Source organism: Erwinia sp. Eh17-17 (assembly GCF_039675725.1).
In the GTDB taxonomy this organism is placed as follows: Bacteria; Pseudomonadota; Gammaproteobacteria; order Enterobacterales; family Enterobacteriaceae; genus Erwinia.
Window position 1 is genome coordinate 101567 of the sequence record NZ_JBDFQT010000005.1, and the last position, 17545, is coordinate 119111.

15 protein-coding genes are annotated in these 17545 nt (G+C 56.2%); 8 read left to right on the top strand and 7 right to left on the bottom strand.

The genetic code is table 11. The features are described 5' to 3' along the window. The first annotated feature begins 127 nt into the window (after positions 1–127). Both purM and purN read left to right on the top strand, forming a co-directional pair. Entirely contained in the window at positions 128–1168 is a 1041-nt protein-coding gene (gene purM, locus ABEH87_RS14945) for a phosphoribosylformylglycinamidine cyclo-ligase (RefSeq protein ID WP_346577313.1), read from the top strand. Beyond that, positions 1165–1803, top strand: coding sequence for a phosphoribosylglycinamide formyltransferase (purN, locus tag ABEH87_RS14950; protein ID WP_346577315.1), 639 nt, complete (start codon positions 1165–1167; stop codon positions 1801–1803). The genes purM and purN overlap by 4 nt, the downstream gene beginning before the upstream one ends. Before the next feature lie 89 nt (positions 1804–1892). On the opposite strand, the gene pstB is transcribed toward purN, so the two are convergent. The 3 genes from pstB to ABEH87_RS14965 are packed head-to-tail and all read right to left on the bottom strand — an operon-like array spanning position 1893 to position 6486. Beyond that, positions 1893–2669 carry a phosphate ABC transporter ATP-binding protein PstB gene (pstB, locus tag ABEH87_RS14955; protein WP_346577317.1) on the bottom strand — a complete coding sequence of 259 codons (777 nt, stop codon included), beginning with the start codon at positions 2667–2669 and terminating at the stop codon, positions 1893–1895. Between the two features lie 14 nt (positions 2670–2683). Next, positions 2684–4330 carry a phosphate ABC transporter permease PstA gene (gene pstA / locus ABEH87_RS14960; protein ID WP_346577319.1) on the bottom strand — a complete coding sequence of 549 codons (1647 nt, stop codon included), beginning with the start codon at positions 4328–4330 and terminating at the stop codon, positions 2684–2686. Next, on the bottom strand, positions 4327–6486 hold the full coding sequence (locus ABEH87_RS14965; protein WP_346577321.1) for an ABC transporter permease subunit: 2160 nt from the start codon (positions 6484–6486) through the stop codon (positions 4327–4329). Before ABEH87_RS14965 ends, pstA begins: the two co-directional genes overlap by 4 nt. 143 nt (positions 6487–6629) lie before the next feature. Here ABEH87_RS14965 and ppk1 point away from each other — a divergent pair, with 143 nt between their 5' ends. The 3 genes from ppk1 (at position 6630) to tehB (ending at position 10936) form a co-directional block, all read left to right on the top strand. Continuing rightward, entirely contained in the window at positions 6630–8690 is a 2061-nt protein-coding gene (ppk1, locus tag ABEH87_RS14970) for a polyphosphate kinase 1 (protein ID WP_346577323.1), read from the top strand. Between the two features lie 5 nt (positions 8691–8695). Then, complete coding sequence (gene ppx, locus ABEH87_RS14975; protein ID WP_346577325.1) at positions 8696–10222, top strand: exopolyphosphatase; 1527 nt, start codon at positions 8696–8698, stop codon at positions 10220–10222. A 108-nt stretch (positions 10223–10330) separates the two neighbouring features. After that, entirely contained in the window at positions 10331–10936 is a 606-nt protein-coding gene (gene tehB, locus ABEH87_RS14980; RefSeq protein ID WP_346577327.1) for a tellurite resistance methyltransferase TehB, read from the top strand. On the opposite strand, the gene ABEH87_RS14985 is transcribed toward tehB, so the two are convergent. Continuing rightward, positions 10926–13172 carry an EAL domain-containing protein gene (locus ABEH87_RS14985; protein WP_346577329.1) on the bottom strand — a complete coding sequence of 749 codons (2247 nt, stop codon included), beginning with the start codon at positions 13170–13172 and terminating at the stop codon, positions 10926–10928. The two genes, tehB and ABEH87_RS14985, sit on opposite strands and share 11 nt — an antisense overlap. A 311-nt stretch (positions 13173–13483) precedes the next feature. On the opposite strand from ABEH87_RS14985, the gene ABEH87_RS14990 reads away from it, so the two are divergent. The 3 genes from ABEH87_RS14990 to ABEH87_RS15000 all read left to right on the top strand — a co-directional run bounded on the left by ABEH87_RS14990 (position 13484) and on the right by ABEH87_RS15000 (position 15735). Further along, positions 13484–13666, top strand: coding sequence for a YfgG family protein (locus ABEH87_RS14990; RefSeq protein WP_346577519.1), 183 nt, complete (start codon positions 13484–13486; stop codon positions 13664–13666). A 124-nt stretch (positions 13667–13790) separates the two neighbouring features. After that, positions 13791–15227 (top strand): magnesium transporter, encoded by a 1437-nt coding sequence (gene mgtE, locus ABEH87_RS14995; RefSeq protein WP_346577331.1) that lies wholly within the window; start codon positions 13791–13793, stop codon positions 15225–15227. Positions 15228–15510: 283 nt separating this feature from the next. Next, positions 15511–15735, top strand: a complete 225-nt coding sequence (locus tag ABEH87_RS15000) for a hypothetical protein (protein WP_346577333.1) — start codon at positions 15511–15513, stop codon at positions 15733–15735. Here the strand turns inward: ABEH87_RS15000 and ABEH87_RS15005 are convergent. The 3 genes from ABEH87_RS15005 to ABEH87_RS15015 form a co-directional block, all read right to left on the bottom strand. Then, positions 15701–16207, bottom strand: coding sequence for a DNA-binding protein (locus ABEH87_RS15005; protein WP_346577334.1), 507 nt, complete (start codon positions 16205–16207; stop codon positions 15701–15703). The two genes, ABEH87_RS15000 and ABEH87_RS15005, sit on opposite strands and share 35 nt — an antisense overlap. After that, on the bottom strand, positions 16186–16479 hold the full coding sequence (locus ABEH87_RS15010; RefSeq protein WP_346577336.1) for a hypothetical protein: 294 nt from the start codon (positions 16477–16479) through the stop codon (positions 16186–16188). Before ABEH87_RS15010 ends, ABEH87_RS15005 begins: the two co-directional genes overlap by 22 nt. Positions 16480–16698: 219 nt before the next feature. Further along, positions 16699–17478, bottom strand: coding sequence for a DUF3750 domain-containing protein (locus tag ABEH87_RS15015; RefSeq protein WP_346577338.1), 780 nt, complete (start codon positions 17476–17478; stop codon positions 16699–16701). Positions 17479–17545 lie beyond the last annotated feature (67 nt).

Consider the following 17545-nt stretch of genomic DNA (forward strand, 5'->3'; position numbering starts at 1 on the left):
AAGAATTAGCTAAAATCTGTCGCGGCGCAATGCATGGAAGAAGGCACTCGCAAACGTTTGCCTGCACTGTTAGAATTGCCGCGCTTTATTTTCAAACCACCAACCGCAAACCGCGTGGGGATTCGCAGTGACCGACAAAACCTCTCTCAGCTATAAAGACGCCGGCGTAGACATTGACGCAGGTAATGCTTTAGTCGACCGTATCAAAGGCGTAGTGAAAAAGACGCGTCGCCCTGAAGTGATGGGTGGACTGGGCGGTTTCGGTGCGCTTTGTGCACTGCCGCAAAAATACCGTGAGCCGATTCTGGTTTCCGGCACTGACGGCGTCGGCACCAAGCTGCGTCTGGCGATGGACCTGAAACGCCACGATACTATCGGTATCGATCTGGTCGCGATGTGCGTTAACGATCTGGTGGTACAGGGCGCAGAGCCGCTGTTTTTCCTTGATTATTATGCGACCGGCAAGCTGGATGTCGATACGGCTGCCAGCGTAATCACCGGCATTGCTGAAGGCTGTTCGCAGTCGGGCTGTGCGCTGGTGGGCGGTGAAACCGCTGAAATGCCAGGCATGTACCACGGTGAAGATTACGATGTTGCCGGCTTCTGCGTCGGCGTTGTTGAGAAATCTGAAATTATCGACGGCAGCAAAGTCGCCGATGGCGACGTGCTTATCGCGCTCGGTTCCAGCGGCCCGCACTCCAATGGCTACTCACTGGTGCGCAAAATTCTGGAAGTCAGCAAAACTGACCCGGAAACCACCCAGCTGGAAGGCAAAACCCTGTCTGACCATCTGCTGGCGCCAACCCGTATCTATGTGAAGAACATCCTCAGCCTGATTGAACAGGTCGATGTGCATGCTATCGCCCACCTGACCGGCGGCGGCTTCTGGGAAAATATCCCGCGCGTCCTGCCAGATAACACCCAGGCGGTACTGGAAGAGTCCAGCTGGGAATGGCCAGCGGTGTTCGGCTGGATGCAACAGGCCGGTAACGTCAGCCGCTTCGAGATGTACCGCACCTTTAACTGCGGTGTGGGCATGGTGATCGCGCTGAGCCCGGCTGACGCTGACAAAGCGGTTAAGCTGATGACCGATGCAGGCGAGAAAGCGTGGAAAATCGGCGTGATCAAAGCTTCTGACGCTGAAGAACGTGTGGTCATTAACGCATGAAACGCATAGTCGTGCTGGTTTCCGGTAATGGAAGCAATCTACAGGCAATCCTGGATGCCTGCCAGCAGGGGCGGATAAACGGCAGCATTGCTGCCGTGTTCAGCAATAAGGCTGATGCTTATGGTCTGGAACGCGCACGCGATGCCAGTATTCCGGCTCATGCACTCTCTGCCGCACAGTTTGCCGACCGTGCCGCGTTTGACCGCCAGCTGATGCTGGAAATTGACGCTTACGCACCGGATCTGGTGGTGCTGGCAGGCTATATGCGCATCCTCAGCCCGGATTTTGTGCAGCACTACGCCGGAAGAATGCTGAATATCCATCCTTCGCTGTTACCGAAATATCCCGGCCTGCATACGCATCGCCAGGCAATCGACAACGGCGACGACGAACATGGCACCTCGGTGCATTTTGTCACCGAAGAGCTCGACGGTGGCCCGGTGATTTTGCAGGCAAAAGTCCCGGTCTTTAGCGATGACCGCGAAGAGGATGTCAGCGCGCGGGTTCAGCATCAGGAGCACGCCATTTACCCGCTGGTCGTTGGCTGGTTTATGGATGGCAGGCTGGCGATGCGCGATGGTGCCGCGTGGCTGGACGGGCAGCAACTGCCTGTTGAAGGACATGCATTCGAATAAGCGTTTGCGGGTCGAGTCTTTCGCCCGTTTGCGGGTCGAGTCTTTCGCCCGTTTGCGGGTCGACCGAAAAAAGGTCGACCCCTACTCAATTAACCATATCTGCCGGTAATGTAATCTTCTGTGCGACGCTGACGCGGCGTAGTAAACAGTTCATCAGTCTCGCCAAACTCCACCACACTCCCCTGATGCATAAACGCGGTATAGTCCGATACGCGGGCCGCCTGCTGCATATTGTGGGTCACCAGAATCAGCGTGAAGTGCTGTTTCAGCGACGTCATCAGCTCCTCAATCACCAGCGTCGAGATCGGGTCCAGCGCCGAGGTGGGTTCATCCAGCAGCAATATCTCAGGTTCGATCGCGATGGCCCTGGCAATCACCAGCCGCTGCTGCTGCCCGCTCGACAGCGTCAGAGCATTCTGCCACAGATTATCTTTGACCTCCCCCCACAGCGCCGCCGCACGTAAGGCTCGCTCCACGGCTTCATCCAGCACGCGCCGGTCGCGTACCCCCATCAGCCTTAGCCCGTACACCACGTTATCGTAAATTGTTTTTGGAAACGGATTCGGGCGCTGAAATACCATGCCCACGCGGCGACGCAGGGCGGAGAGATCCTGATGATGGCCGAGGATCGACTGCTGCTGCAGGCGGATATCCCCTTCAATGCGACAGCCATCAATCAGGTCGTTCATGCGGTTAAAACAGCGTAACAGGGTGGATTTCCCACAGCCGGAGGGGCCAATCAGCGCCGTGATGCGGTTTTTGGGTACCCGCAGGCTGATGGCGTTAAGCGCAGGTTTATTGCCATACCACAGGCTAAGGTTGTCCAGCTCCAGTGCGGTATCGTTATCATCAAAGATTACATTCATAACGGAATTCCGTGTTAATGCATCAGCGCACGGTAGCGCTCGCGCAGACGATGGCGAAGTATCATTGCCATCAAATTCAACCCCAGAATCAGCAGTACCAGCAGCAGCGCGGTGGCAAAGACCAGCGGACGGTCAGCTTCGGCATTAGGACTCTGGAAGGCCAGATCGTAAATCTGGAAACCAAGATGCATAAATTTACGATCGAGATGTAACCAGGGGAACAGCGAATCAATCGGCAGCTCCGGCACCATTTTCACCACGCCCACCAGCATCAGCGGCGCGGTTTCCCCGGCAGCGCGTGCCACCGCCAGGATCAGCCCGGTCAGCATCGCCGGCATTGCCTGCGGCAGAATGACGTGCCACAGCGTTTCGGCCTGGGTTGCCCCCAGCGCCAGCGATCCCTGACGCAACGATGGCGGAATGCGTGACAGCCCCTCTTCCGTCGCGACGATCACTACCGGTAGCGTCAGCAGCGCCAGCGTCAGAGACGCCCACAGCAGGCCCGGCGTACCAAAGGTCGGATTCGGCAGCGCACTGGAGAAGAACAGGCGGTCGAGGCTGCCCCCCATGAGCCAGACAAAGAATCCCAGGCCAAAGACGCCATATACGATGGACGGCACCCCCGCCAGATTCACCACCGCAATCCTTACCAGCCGCGTAAGCAGGTTACGCCCGGCGTACTCATGAAGCCAGATAGCCGCGATCACCCCCAGCGGCATCACCACAACCGACATCAGCAGCACCATCAGTACCGTGCCAAAAATCGCCGGGAATACGCCGCCCTCACCCTGACTACCGCCGCCGGAGTCGCTGATGAAGTGCCACAGCTGGCTGCCAAAGTGTTGCCACTTCATGCTCAGGGTCATGGCGTTCGGCTGCCAGGCATCAACAATCTGCGCCAGCGATATCTGCTGCGTGATGCCACTGGCGTCGCGCAGTAACAGCACCGTACTGTCGCTCTCACGCTGTAAGGTTGCCAGCCTTGCCGCCTGGCGGGCGAACTGGCGCTGCAGCTCGGCGCGATCGGCCTGGTAAACCGACTGTGCCTCCGGGGTGTAACGCTGTTCAGTGCGCTGCTGCTGGCGCTGCTGCTCAAGCGCCTCCATCTGAGCATTCAGCCGCGCCATATTTTTCCGGCGCAGCTTTTCGGCTTCATCAATGCGCTCGCGCGTCTGGATCAGACGCTGTTGCAGCGTCTGCCCGATATCCTCCGCCGTCAGGGGGTGACGATCTTCACGCAGGCCTTCAAACCAGCCGTAGGCATTACCGCCGGAGCGCCGCTGCAGAACGATCACCTGCGGGGGTGTTTCCCTGGAAACGATGTCGCTGGAAAGAATCGTGCGAAAATCAGGGGCATCGAAGTCACGATTCCCGGTTTTCACCAGGTAGCGCGTTACGCTGTCTGGCAGGCTCTGCGCGTCACGCTGGCCCCCCTCCAGCAGCTGCTGGCGTGATACCGCCTGCTGCTGTGTAACTTCGCCCAGCATCTGCACCTGGCCATCAGGAGTATTCAGGCTGAACAGTATCAGCGGCTGCGGCCAGAAGTAGCGCAACCCCTGCCAGGCCAGCAGCGCAATCAGCAGAATAAATGCCAGCAGGCTGACGGCGACGGCGCCACCGGTCAGCCAGCGCCAGCGGTGATTATTGCTTAAAGCGCTCATCCCTCAACCTCCTGCTGGCTGAAGCGCTGCCGCAGCCGCTGCCGCACCATCTCGGCAAGCGTGTTGACCACCAGCGTAAACACCAGCAGGACCAGGGCGGATAAAAACAGTACGCGGTAGTGGGCACTTCCGGCCGCAGCTTCCGGCATTTCAACGGCCACGTTGGCCGCCAGTGAGCGCAGTCCCTCAAACAGCCCGCCGTCGGTGACCGGCGTATTTCCGGTCGCCATCAGGACAATCATCGTTTCCCCTATCGCACGTCCAAAACCGATCATCAGAGCCGCAAATATTCCGGATGAGGCTCCCGGCAGCACCACGCGCGTCAGGGTTTGCCACGGCGTTGCCCCCAGCGCCAGCGACCCCTGCCCCAGCGAGGCCGGAACGCTGAAAATCGCGTCTTCTGCCAGGGTGAAAATTAACGGCACCAGCGCAAAGCCCATCGCCACCCCTGCCACCAGCAGGTTACGCTGCTGATAGTCTGCGCTGATACGGTCCGCCAGCCCCTGCCCGGTAAGCGCATGTTCCAGCAGCGGAATGGCCCACAGGGAGAAAATCGCCGTCAGCAGCAGCAGCGGTAACAGAATTAGGATTTCGCGCCCTTCAGCCAACCAGCGCCTGCGCCAGTGAGGCGGCAATTTTTGCATCACCCAGCCGCAGAGCAACAGCACCACCGCCAGCAGCAGCGGCAGCAGAAGCGCCCCGAGCAGCCGATCGGCTATTTTCGGTGCCAGCCACAGACCGGCAATCAGGCCAATCACCACGCTCGGCAGTGCGCCCATCATTTCAATGGCCGGTTTAACCCAGCGCCGCAGCGAAGGCGTCATAAACCAGGCGGTATACATCGCCGCCGCCAGCGCCAGCGGCGTGGCAAACAGCATAGCCAGACCTGCGGCCTTCAGCGTCCCCACCACCATCGGTATCAGGCTGAATTTTCCCTGATAATAGTCATTCGCCGAGGTTGACTGCCAGACGTAGTCCGGCTCGGGGTAGTTTTCATACCAGACTTTCTGCCACAGGCTGCGCCAGCTGATGTCCGGCCAGGGGTTAGTCAGATGATAGTGCTGCCAGTATCCGGCCCGCTCCACCAGCAGCCCGTCCCCTTCCGGGGAAAACTGGGCCAGGGTGATCCCCGGCTGTAGCGAACGGCTGAGGATCGCCCCCTCCTGCTTGCTGGCGAACAGGTTAAGTTCACCCTGCGGGCTGAGCGTGGCAAAAACGCGGCGATGCGGTTCGGTAAACAGTAAAGGCTGCCAGCGAGCGCCCTCGAACTGGCGAATATAGCGCAGATGTGGCCCGCTGGAGCTGGCAATATCAAACCACTGGGCAATGCCGTTATCATCGGCGATCAGCAGCGAACTGCCGCCGCTGAGCAGCGCCATGCTCTTGGGTGCTGAGGCCAGCATCAGGGAGTCACGCAGCTGTGGCTCGCCGTTGCCAACGCGCCACACGCGCAGCTGCGCACCGGAGAGCGCGAACAGCAGGTTACCGTCGGGAGATAACAGCAGGTGGTCAACATCGCGAACGTTTAGCCGGTAGTTTAGCGCGGGCTGCTGCCCCTGCAGCTGCCAGAGCGTAATATGATCGGCGCTGGCCAGCGCCGCCTGCCAGCGGTTTTCCCCACTCTGCGCCAGACTGAACTGGCGCACATTATCCTCACCGGTAGAGAGCGGAACATCGCCTAACGGAAATTTCCAGCGTGGCTCTTCACCTTTAGGAAAATCAGGCTGCACCACCACCATCGCCCCGCTGTCTGACAGCAGCATCACGCTGGAATGGTCGGCGCTGGCACTGGCGCGGACAGTCGCACCGCGCAGCAGTGAGAATCCAGAAGAGGGGGGTTCGGCATTCAGCGGTATAAAACTTCCGCGCCCCTGATTATCAATGCGCCAGCCCCAGGTTTGCGGCTTGTCCATGCCGATAGCCACCGCAGGGGCACTCTGCCAGAGCTTGATGTCATTTCCCGCGTGCAGGCCGGGGCTGACAAAAAGCGGCACCACCACCCAAATCAGCCAGAAGAACAGCAGCATCATCACCAGAAGGATAGCCACCCCGCACGCCGTTACCACACGTCGCGTCAGCCGATCCATAAAGCGGCGGCGCCCGGCGTTGTCGTGAACAGGGATTGGGCGGTCAGTCATATCAGAGTGGGTTTCCATTGTGCTTCAAAGCCGCTATGTTGCCCGTATGTGATTCATAAGACAATCGACATTCACCGAGCGTTGGACATTGCTGCCATACTCTCGCCATAATGTTTCAGAACAATGGATACCTTCATCCTGAATCAGACGACGGAGTAAAAATGGGTCAGGAAAAGCTGTACATAGAGAAAGAGTTAAGTTGGTTATCCTTTAATGAACGCGTTTTGCAGGAAGCGGCTGACAAAAGCAACCCGCTAATTGAGCGTATGCGTTTTCTTGGCATCTACTCCAATAACCTGGAGGAGTTTTACAAAGTCCGCTTCGCCGACCTTAAGCGTCGCATTCTGATTGGTGAAGAACAGGGGTCGCCTAACCCTCCACGCCATCTGCTGAAAAAAATTCAGGCCAGGGTGCTGAAAGCCGATCAGGAATTTGACAGCCTGTATAATGACCTGCTGCTGGAGATGGCTCGTAATCAGATCTTCCTGATTAATGAACGTCAGCTTTCACCGAATCAGCAAAGCTGGCTGCGCCATTACTTTAAACACCACCTGCGCCAGCACATCACGCCGATCCTGATCAACCATGACACCGATCTGATTGAGTTCCTGAAAGACGACTACACCTATCTGGCCGTCGAGATTATTCGTGGCGATGACATCCGCTATGCGCTGCTTGAGATCCCGTCGGATAAAGTCCCGCGTTTCGTCAATCTGCCGCCAGAAACCCCGCGCCGCAGAAAACCGATGATCCTGCTCGATAACATCCTGCGCTACTGTCTGGGTGAAATTTTCCGCGGCTTCTTCGACTACGACGCGCTGAACGCCTACTCAATGAAAATGACGCGCGATGCGGAATACGATCTGGTTACGGAGATGGAGTCCAGCCTGCTGGAACTGATGTCTTCCAGCCTGAAACAGCGTCTGAATGCCGAGCCGGTGCGCTTTGTCTATCAGCGCGATATGCCCGATGCGATGGTTGAACTGCTGCGCAAGAAGCTGAACATTTCCAACTATGACTCCATCGTTCCCGGTGGGCGTTATCATAACTTCAAAGATTTCATCGGCTTCCCAAATGTTGGCAAAGCCAATCTGGTCAACAAACCGCTGCCGCAGCTGCGCCACATCTGGTTTGACCGCTTCCGCAACGGCTTTGACGCCATCCGTAACCGTGATGTGCTGCTCTACTACCCTTACCATACCTTCGAGCACGTGCTCGAACTGCTGCGTCAGGCTTCGTTTGACCCGTCAGTGCTGGCGATAAAAATCAATATCTACCGTGTGGCAAAAAACTCGCGCATCATTGATGCGATGATCCATGCGGCCTACAACGGTAAAAAAGTCACCGTGGTGGTTGAGTTACAGGCGCGTTTCGACGAAGAGGCCAATATTCACTGGGCCAAACGTCTGACCGAAGCCGGGGTACACGTGATCTTCTCGGCGCCGGGCCTGAAGATCCACGCCAAGCTGTTCCTGATTTCACGCCGTGAAAACGGTGAGATTGCCCGCTATGCGCACATCGGCACCGGAAACTTCAACGAAAAAACCGCACGTATTTATACCGACTATTCGCTGCTGACTGCGGATGCACGCATCACCAACGAAGTGCGCCGGGTGTTTAACTTTATCGAGAACCCGTACCGGCCGGTGAGTTTTGAGCATCTGATGGTGTCACCGCAGAACTCGCGTAAGATGCTGTATCAGCTTATTGATGCTGAAATTGCCAATGCGCAAAATGGCATTCCGGCCGGGATCACTCTGAAGATCAATAACCTGGTCGATAAAGGGTTAGTGGATCGTCTTTACACTGCCTCCAGCGTTGGCGTGAAGGTCAATCTGCTGGTGCGCGGCATGTGCTCCCTGATACCGAATCTGGAAGGCATCAGCGATAATATTCGCGTGATCAGTATTGTGGACCGCTACCTGGAACACGATCGGGTCTATATTTTTGATAACGGCGGCGATAAAAAAGTCTTCCTCTCCTCCGCTGACTGGATGACGCGCAACATCGATTACCGTATCGAAGTCGCGGTCTCCATTCTTGACCCTATTCTGAAACAGCGCGTGCTGGATATTATTGCCATCCTGTTAAGTGATACGCTGAAAGCACGTTTCGTCGATAAAGAGTTAAGCAACCGATATGTTCCGCGCGGCAACCGTCGCAAAGTTCGGGCACAGCTGGCAATTTACGATTACATTAAATCACTCGAGCAACCTGATTAATCACTATGCCAATTTCCCATAAAAGTACGCCGAAACCGCAGGAATTTGCTGCCATCGACCTGGGTTCGAACAGTTTTCACATGGTGATTGCCCGCGTAGTGGACGGTGCCATGCAGGTGCTCGGTCGCCTGAAGCAGCGCGTGCATCTGGCTGACGGCCTGGACAGCAACAATGTGCTGAGTGAAGAAGCTATCGAGCGCGGGCTGAATTGCCTGGCGCTGTTTGCCGAACGCCTGCAGGGCTTCAGCCCGGCGAACGTCACGATTGTTGGTACGCATACGCTGCGCCAGGCGGTAAACGCGGAAGATTTTCTTCAGCGCGCAGCCGATGTTATTCCCTATCCAATTGAAGTTATCTCCGGCCACGAGGAAGCCCGCCTGATCTTTATGGGCGTGGAACATACGCAGCCGGAGAAAGGCCGCAAGCTGGTCATTGATATCGGCGGGGGTTCTACCGAGCTGGTGATCGGCGAGGATTTCGAACCTAAGCTGGTTGAAAGCCGCCGTATGGGCTGCGTCAGCTTTGCCAATATCTACTTTCCCGGCGGTGCCATCAGTAAAGAGAACTTCCGCCGTGCCCGCCTCGCCGCAGTGCAAAAGCTGGAAACGCTGGCGTGGCAGTATCGTCTGATGGGCTGGCAGTTTGCTCTTGGTGCTTCCGGCACCATCAAGGCCACCTGTGAAGTTCTGCAGGCGATGGGCGAAAAGGACAAGCTGATCACGCCAGAACGGCTGGAAAAACTGTACGACGAGGTGATTAAACATAAATCGTTTGATGCCCTCAGCCTGCCGGGCCTGTCAGAGGAGCGTAAAGGGGTGTTTGTGCCGGGTCTGGCGATCCTGTGCGGCGTGTTCGATGCGCTGGCGATCCGTGAACTGCGCCTGTCAGACGGTGCGCTGCGCGAAGGTGTGCTGTACGAAATGGAAGGCCGCTTCCGTCATCAGGATATTCGTAGCCGCACCGCACAAAGCCTGGCGAACCATTACGCTATCGACAGCGATCAGGCGCGCAGAGTGCTGGAAACCACTGAAATGCTCTACAACCAGTGGCGTGACCAGAATAGCCGACAGGCCAATCCACAGCTGGCGGCTCTGCTGAAATGGGCGGCCATGCTGCACGAGGTGGGTCTGACCATCAACCACAGCGGTATGCAGCGCCATTCTGCTTACATCCTGCAAAACACTAACCTGCCAGGATTTAACCAGGATCAACAGGCTCTGCTGGCTACGCTGGTACGTTATCACCGCAAAGCCGTTAAAGTGGATGAAATGCCGCGTCTGACGCTGTTTAAACGTAAACAGTTCCTGCCGCTGGTGTTTCTGTTACGCCTCGGTACGCTGCTGAACAACCAGCGCCAGGCCACTTCCAAGCCCGAAGAGCTGCAGCTGCAAACCGACGAAGGCCACTGGACATTAACCTTCCCGCGTGACTACTTCAGCCAGAATAACCTGGTCCAGCTCGACCTTGAGCGCGAGCAGATCTACTGGAATGAGATTACCGGCTGGCAGCTGACGATTCAGGAAGAACAGTAATCCTGTCGGGATGACCGCTCACAGGGCAGATCGAAACCGTAGGGGTTAACCTTCTGTTTCGCTCAACCCTGGCGGTCAATCCTCACATGATCAGGCGAAATGGGTACTATGACATCACGCACAGACAACTATTTTAGCGAGAAATACCAGCTCACGGCCCCGCACTCTGAAGTCGTGGCAGCCCTGCACCACCTTGAAGGGGGTAAAGCCCTGGATGTGGGCTGCGGCAGCGGGCGCAATGCGCTCTACCTTAACAACCACGGTTTTGACGTCACCGCCTGGGACATCAATCCGGCGTCTCTGACGCGGCTGGAACAGATTATCAGCGCGGAAAACCTCAGCGGTATTCACCCCTCAGTACAGGATCTCAACCAGCACCGTTTTAATGGTGCTTATAACCTGGTCCTGTCGACGGTAGTGATGATGTTCCTGCAGCCGGCAACCATCCCGCAGTTGATTGCTGATATGCAGGCCAGCACGGTGAGGGACGGCTATAACCTGATTGTCGCGGCGATGGACACGCCGGATTACCCCTGTCATCAGGGCTTTCCGTTTGCCTTTCAGTCCGGTGAACTGAGCCACTACTACCGAAAATGGCATATCGTTAAATACAACGAAAATGTCGGCCAGCTGCACAGAGTTGATGAGCACGGCCAGCGCATTTCTCTGCGCTTTGCCACGCTGCTTGCGCAAAAAGCCAGTATTAAGGCCTGACCGCTGAACTGGCCGCTGTTTGTGCAGAGGCCAGTTCAGACAAGGGCAGCGGTGCGCCAATAGCATCGCCCTGTAAATAATCCACGCCCAGTTTGCGCAGCGCCTCAGCATTTTCTTCTGTTTCAACACACTCCGCGACAATCTGCATCCGCTTAAGGCGCGCAACCACACAGATCGATTCGATAATCTGATAATCCAGGCTGTTACTCAGCATATTGCGCACAAAGCTGCCGTCGATTTTCAACATATCAACCTGCACCAGCTTCAGCCGTGAATAGCTGGCATAGCCGGTGCCAAAATCGTCAATCGCTACCCGACATCCCAGCTGGCGCAGCTGGGCAATGGAGCGGTTACCCCAACTGTGGTCGCTCAGCATTGGCGACTCTTCCACTTCGATAATCAGCTGCCACGGCTCAACGCCGTGGAACTTCAGACGTGCAGCAATTTCCTCCACAAACTGCGGGCGACACAGCGTGGCAGCAAACAAATTAACCGCCAGACGGATGCCGGGAAGCGGCTCGCGGTTGCGCTGGATAAAGGCCAGTGCCTGATCGAGCATCTGGCTATCCACGTCCCATGTCAGACCAAACTCACGCACCACCGGCAGAAAACGCGGGGGAGTCATCTGCTCGCCGTGCATGTTGACCATGCGCAGCAGGATTTCATAATAGTCGTCACCGCGCACACCGCGTATTTTCTGCGCCATCAGCCGAAATCCCCCCTGCTGTAACGCCCACTGAACGTCATGCAGAATCGCCAGTTTTTCCGTTATTTGCCGCTGAACCGGTACATTGGGAGTCTGTTGCATATTTTCCGCATGACCGCTGCGCAGTGACATTTCAGCCATTGCACTCATCTCTCCCAGCAGTTCATACAGATGCAGGACAGGCGGAGTCACGGTGCAGTAGCTTAAGCCAACGTCAGGATGGATGGGCAGTCCGTCCCAGCTGAGGTGATAGTCCTTAAGCCGGGCTTCCAGCCTCTCAATGCGCGACTGATGGCCTGCCGTCTCCAGCCGCAGGACCAGGTCAAACCCCGGCAGTTGATAAACCGCCTCGCCGGCCAGAAGACTGGGTTGAAGATGAACAGCCAGACTGCGTTTATATTGAATACGCAGCTGAAGACCGTAAGTGCGGCTCAGGCGGTCAAGATCCGGGATACGCAGGAAACAGAGTGCAGAACCGGAGCTGGCGGCCAGATCCTTCCCTAACGCACGCAGGTTTGGCAGCCCAATCACCGGATCGGTCAGCGCCATTTCACGGGCTTTCGCCAGCAGCCGTCGCTGCCGGGTGCTGATGGCCGACATCAGTAAAATGGTTAACGTAAAGACCAGCAGGTTGGCTGAGATAACGGCCAGATCGTGCGGCTCGACTAGCGGATTCATGAAGCAGTGATGTAGCTGATAAATCACGATCAGCGCCCCGCCCCACGAGAGAGACGTGAACAGATAGCCAAAACGCAGTGCACTCCACAGCATCAGCGGCAGTAAAAACGGAATGCCGTACTCCGTGGTCAGCAGGTTATCCGGGCTGTGCCTGAACTGGGTCAGCATCGTCACGCTGGTCATCAGCATTACGCCCCATATCAGCCACTCGCGCAGGGTCACCGTGGGGGAAAATTGCTGCTTACAGCGCGCTTTTAGTATGAAAAAAAAATGCGGATTACGCAGGATGCGAATCAAAAAGTAGAACATCTGCACCATGGCAATCGAGGATATCAGCACCGACTGATAGTTCAGCAGGGTATGCACTGAAAAGGAATTTCTGGCAAAGACTGAATTTAACTCAGGCAAAATATCGACAGGCATGACCGCCTGGAAAAACAGGATAAACAGCGTTGGAATCGCAAAGGCCAGCCAAAACAGGCGCAGCCTGACCTGGCTCAGAACGCCAAAACTGACGCCCCAGCGGGTCTTCTCCTGACTGCGATAGCCGCCCCAACCCAGCACCAGCGTAGCCATAAAAATGGTGATGATGATCATCGCCTGAGGGCCGGTATAGCGGTAAAAATAGTGCCAGCATAACGCCGCAAAAATGCCGGGTAAGGCGGCCCAGTCGAATAACATCAGCATGGCAATCATCATTGCCAGCGGCAAATAGATCAGATAGACGTAGCCCTCCGGTAACCACAGGCGCACCGAAAGCACGGAAGCCAGCGGCATCAGCAGCAGTGCCAGCACGAAGGGCAGCCCCCACCAGCGGCGGGTAAATGTTGTAAGCAGTGCCGATTTATTCATTAGATTATGATGTTTTATAAGAGTTATCTGCAGGTTTTAGTGTGATATGCCCCATTATGATATGGCTTTTGGGCTTAGATGTTTTATGAAATACCGCGCTATAGTAGAGGTTAAAGCTCACCTTAGATTGATCTAAATCAAAATACCCGCGATTAAGATGATAGACAGCAGATGACGTTAGTGCTCAGTATAATCCTAAGCCCCCTGTTTCTTGCGGCGGCACACTTCAGACCTCCCATGATGATTGACCTCACGACGCCACTGTGCGTAAATTACTCATCGCCTTGATGGCCAGTCAGAGGAAAAGTTGCGTGAACAGCGCTATGTCATTTAGAAAACGTCAGAAAACCGGGCATATCACCCGTGTCATTTTACTGGTTAGCTTCATCATTTTGCTGGGACGGCTAATTTTTGTGGTTCCCGGTGCAATTGAGCACCATCAGCAGAAAAAAAACGCCCCTGCTATCCCGGTCACCGTCATTAACGAAAAATAGCCGCTGCCAGGTGGCAAGAGTGAACAGACGCTTTTCGGAGCGCTGCGGGTCCGCTTGTCTGTGAAATAAGCTAAACTACTCCCTCATTTCGCCTGATTCTTTTAGCCAGACAAAAGGATGTTTTATGTCTGTAGCATCTTCTCATGTTCAGCAACTGGCTGAAGTTCGTAGTCGCATTCTTAATCTGCTTCTTAATGATAAAGATCTCGTCGATACCCTGCTTGAACGCCCGCTGCGCGAGTCCGAAGCAGAAGCAGAAGCGCATCGCCAGCAGGTTGAGGAGATTAAAGCCACTCTGCCGGTGCTGCACGCCGCCGATATTGCCGACCTGCTGGAAGCGCTGCCCGAAGATGAACGCCTGGCGCTGTGGCGGCTGATTGGCAACGACCGCCGTGGTCAGGTGCTGGTTGAAGCGTCTGAAAACGTGTGGGAAAGCCTGATTGAGGAGATGAGCGATCGCGATCTGCTGCGCGCCATTAAGCCGCTGGATATCGATGAGCAGGTCTTCCTTGCGAAGTACCTGTCACGTGACTTAACCGGTCGCCTGCTGACCTCTCTCGACCCGGAGCTGCGTTCGCGCGTGCTCGACGTGGTGGACTTTGACCGCGACCGAGTGGGTCGCATCATGGACTTTAAACTGGTAACGGTGCGCGCAGATGTCACGCTGGCGACCGTTCAGCGTTTTCTGCGCGCGAAGAAAACCATTCCTGACGGCACGGATAAACTGTTTGTCACCGGTAAGAACAATAAACTGCTCGGCGAGCTGCCGCTGACGGAAATTCTGCTGAACACCCCGGACAAGCGGGTTTCAGAAGTGATGAACGCGAAACCCACCACCTTCCTGATTGATGATAAAGCCGAAGATGCTGCCGGGGCTTTTGAACGTTATAACCTGATTTCTGCCGCCGTTATTGATGCCAAAGGCAAGCTGATGGGGCGCGTTACCATTGAAGACGTTGTCGATCTGGTCAATGAAGCCAATGACAGCAATATTCGTAAAATGGGCGGGGTCAATCCCGAAGAGGATGTGTTTGCCCCGGTGCGAAAATCAGTGCGTACCCGCTGGACCTGGCTGGCAGTTAATCTCTGTACCGCTTTTATTGCCTCACGCGTCATCGGCCTGTTTGAGGCCACCATTTCACAGCTGGTGGCGCTGGCGGCGCTGATGCCGATTGTGGCCGGGATTGGCGGTAATACCGGTAATCAGACCATCACCATGATTGTGCGTGCGCTGGCACTGCACCAGGTGGAGCCGGGTAACTTCTCATTCCTGATCGGGCGTGAGCTGGGCGTGGCGTTGATCAACGGACTTTTCTGGGGCGGCATTATGGGGGGCATCACCTGGGCGATGTACGATAATCCCGCCCTCGGCGGCGTTATGATGCTGGCAATGGTGCTTAACCTGCTGCTGGCCGCTCTGATGGGCGTACTCATCCCACTGTTAATGACCAAACTGAAGCGCGATCCCGCCGTCGGCTCCAGCGTGCTGATCACCGCGCTGACCGACACCGGCGGCTTTTTTATCTTTCTTGGGCTTGCCACGATCTTCCTGCTGCACTGAACAGTAAGAGAAAATGCAATTTGTTATAAAGCGATAATTAATGGTCATTAGTGTGATTTATAGCGCAGTGAAATTCCCTCCCGCCCCCTGACCTAACAAAAAAACAAATCTTCTCGTGAAGTCACCTCTCCAGCGTTTCCGGGTTCTCCCGTGAATGCCGGAGCAGGATGACTGTTGCCTGAAAAATAAACGCTCCGTATTTCCTACCCGACAAAGGAAGCCCTGTGAATTCACCTGCACCGGTTCTTTCTCCGACATCTGCGGTTAGCCTGACCACCCGCCTGTGGCTGATGTCACCGTTGACGAGATGCTGGCATCACTCAGGCGGATCGGCGGCGATGAGGTGTTGTTGCGTATCAGCCATCAGCCCGACAGCGCGATCGTCAATATCGTCAACTCCTGGCCCGGTGATTTCCACGCCAGCTATGCGCACCGCCTGGGCTTTGAGGCTAACTCCTCATTTGATGAGATGGTCAGAGAATATCTGGCTGAGAACCGTGCCGTTTAATCTCTTTACTGAGATTGAGATTGAGCGCTGCGGCTGCCGTTTCCTGAATATCGCCAGGCACACGGTAGCCTCCCCGCTGGCTCAGCCATGTCAGCACTTCGGCAAGGTGCCAGAGGGTTGCCGCACCTTCATGCACCGGTGCAGGAAATGACTGAAAGTGCGTGAGCATCAGCTTGCGCATATTTTGCCGCGTGACCCCGATTAAATCCGCGACGTCCGTCAGGCCGACATAATCAGGCGAGACTTCAAAAAGCCGCGCCTGGGGTAATGCGCGGGCTACCTGCTGTAACGCCCCTTCCATGGCCTGCAAAGCCGAGGGAGCTTCACGAATAAACTCAAGGGCAATCCGCCCTGGGATCCCCACGCCGATCAGCGCATCGTCACAGCCCGCCTCTGCCAGCTGTTCTATCAGCACATCGCTCCCTTCCGCGCGATCGGTAAGCTGATATTTTAGTGTAAAGGTATATTCCATGGCGTTTCCCGGCCTCCATTACGTTCAAATTGCTGGCGCATCGTACAGTGTTCGACAACACGTCTGAGCTGCCTGGCGTGGTTGTGCGGATTTTTCGGCGTACTCCAGACACAGCTGATACAAAACTCGCCGCAGCGACACTGCACGTTATTCCACGGGCAGTAAATTTTCCCCCAGGCATGGCTGCCACCGCAAACTACCCGCCATCCCAGCCGTTCAGCGTGTCTGAGTACTGCTTCAATTTCCCTGATGGTGTGAGAACGACGCGCCATATTTCCCTCCAGTATCTAACGCAGAGATAAGGTTGTCAACTGACAACCTTGTTGCAATAACGTCATCTTGCGTCAGGCAGATAAGTGGCACCAGCGGTGATATTCAGTAATGCGGGACAGGCTGACCGTTAACATGCCGTGTTGCAGGACGGGAAGAAAATTCTGCGTGCCGGCCCGCAATCAGTATCACCAGCAGGGAGGTGCGGGTCGGTCATGCCGTCAGAGGCCGGGATTCTCTTTTTGCAGGTTATCGCCGCCCAGGCCGCCAATAAACGGTAAACGCAGCTGCAGCGGGGAAAAACCCAGCCCAAGGTTCAGCCCCAGTACGTTAATTTCCACGCCCTCTTCGGCCCCCAGGGTCACCGCAGCCACGCCCAGCACTGACACCTGCAGCCCGCGTCCGGAAGGCGGCAACCCGACGGGATTCAGCAGCGAACGGTAGTCTTTACCGATGGCATTAGCCGGAAGATTCAGTTTTAACGTCGGCACTTCACGGCCGATATGCGCCAGGAAGGTGTTGCTGTTAGGGCCCGGCCAGGCGTGATAGGTTTGCGGCCAGGGATAAGAGGCAATCGCCGCGACAATCTGAGGGATCATCGCGGCGGCTTCCGCCCCACGGTGCTCCACCAGTAAACGGGGACGGGCACCGTACCAGTAGGCATCCGCTACGTTGCTGTTGCGGCGCACTTTGTCGTCGCTGCCCCAGCTGATCACTTCATAGCGGGTGTAGCGGGTCTCTCCGGCACGTTTATAGATGATCCACGGATGCACCGCCACCGCGCCCTTCCAGCCATAGGTCGGCGCGGCGTAAATCTGCACGATGGCCATTTTGGCAAAGCGATGGGGATCGGGTGCCTGGCCGGAAGAGTCACGGCGCGCCGTAGCCCAGCCACCCTGCCCGCCTGACTCATTGTGGCGCGTGGCCTGCGCCAGACTGGCTCCCAGCGACAGCAGCGTAATACAGAGCATAATCAGGCTCAGGGCTTTCAGTGAGAACATTGTGGCGGATTCCTGGGTAAGTGGCCTGTCAGCATACCTGATTGTCCGGGGCTGCACAGCGCACAGC

Bases quoted from the DNA above. Each gene is read 5' to 3' on its own strand.
- pstB (WP_346577317.1), bottom strand. From the start codon at position 2,669: ATGAATGTAATCTTTGATGATAACGATACCGCACTGGAGCTGGACAAC.
- pstA (WP_346577319.1), bottom strand. From the start codon at position 4,330: ATGAGCGCTTTAAGCAATAATCACCGCTGGCGCTGGCTGACCGGTGGC.
- ABEH87_RS15010 (WP_346577336.1), bottom strand. From the start codon at position 16,479: ATGGCGCGTCGTTCTCACACCATCAGGGAAATTGAAGCAGTACTCAGA.
- ABEH87_RS14965 (WP_346577321.1), bottom strand. From the start codon at position 6,486: ATGGAAACCCACTCTGATATGACTGACCGCCCAATCCCTGTTCACGAC.
- tehB (WP_346577327.1), top strand. From the start codon at position 10,331: ATGACATCACGCACAGACAACTATTTTAGCGAGAAATACCAGCTCACG.
- ABEH87_RS15015 (WP_346577338.1), bottom strand. From the start codon at position 17,478: ATGTTCTCACTGAAAGCCCTGAGCCTGATTATGCTCTGTATTACGCTG.
- purN (WP_346577315.1), top strand. From the start codon at position 1,165: ATGAAACGCATAGTCGTGCTGGTTTCCGGTAATGGAAGCAATCTACAG.
- ppk1 (WP_346577323.1), top strand. From the start codon at position 6,630: ATGGGTCAGGAAAAGCTGTACATAGAGAAAGAGTTAAGTTGGTTATCC.
- ABEH87_RS15005 (WP_346577334.1), bottom strand. From the start codon at position 16,207: ATGGAATATACCTTTACACTAAAATATCAGCTTACCGATCGCGCGGAA.
- ppx (WP_346577325.1), top strand. From the start codon at position 8,696: ATGCCAATTTCCCATAAAAGTACGCCGAAACCGCAGGAATTTGCTGCC.
- mgtE (WP_346577331.1), top strand. From the start codon at position 13,791: ATGTCTGTAGCATCTTCTCATGTTCAGCAACTGGCTGAAGTTCGTAGT.
- ABEH87_RS14985 (WP_346577329.1), bottom strand. From the start codon at position 13,172: ATGAATAAATCGGCACTGCTTACAACATTTACCCGCCGCTGGTGGGGG.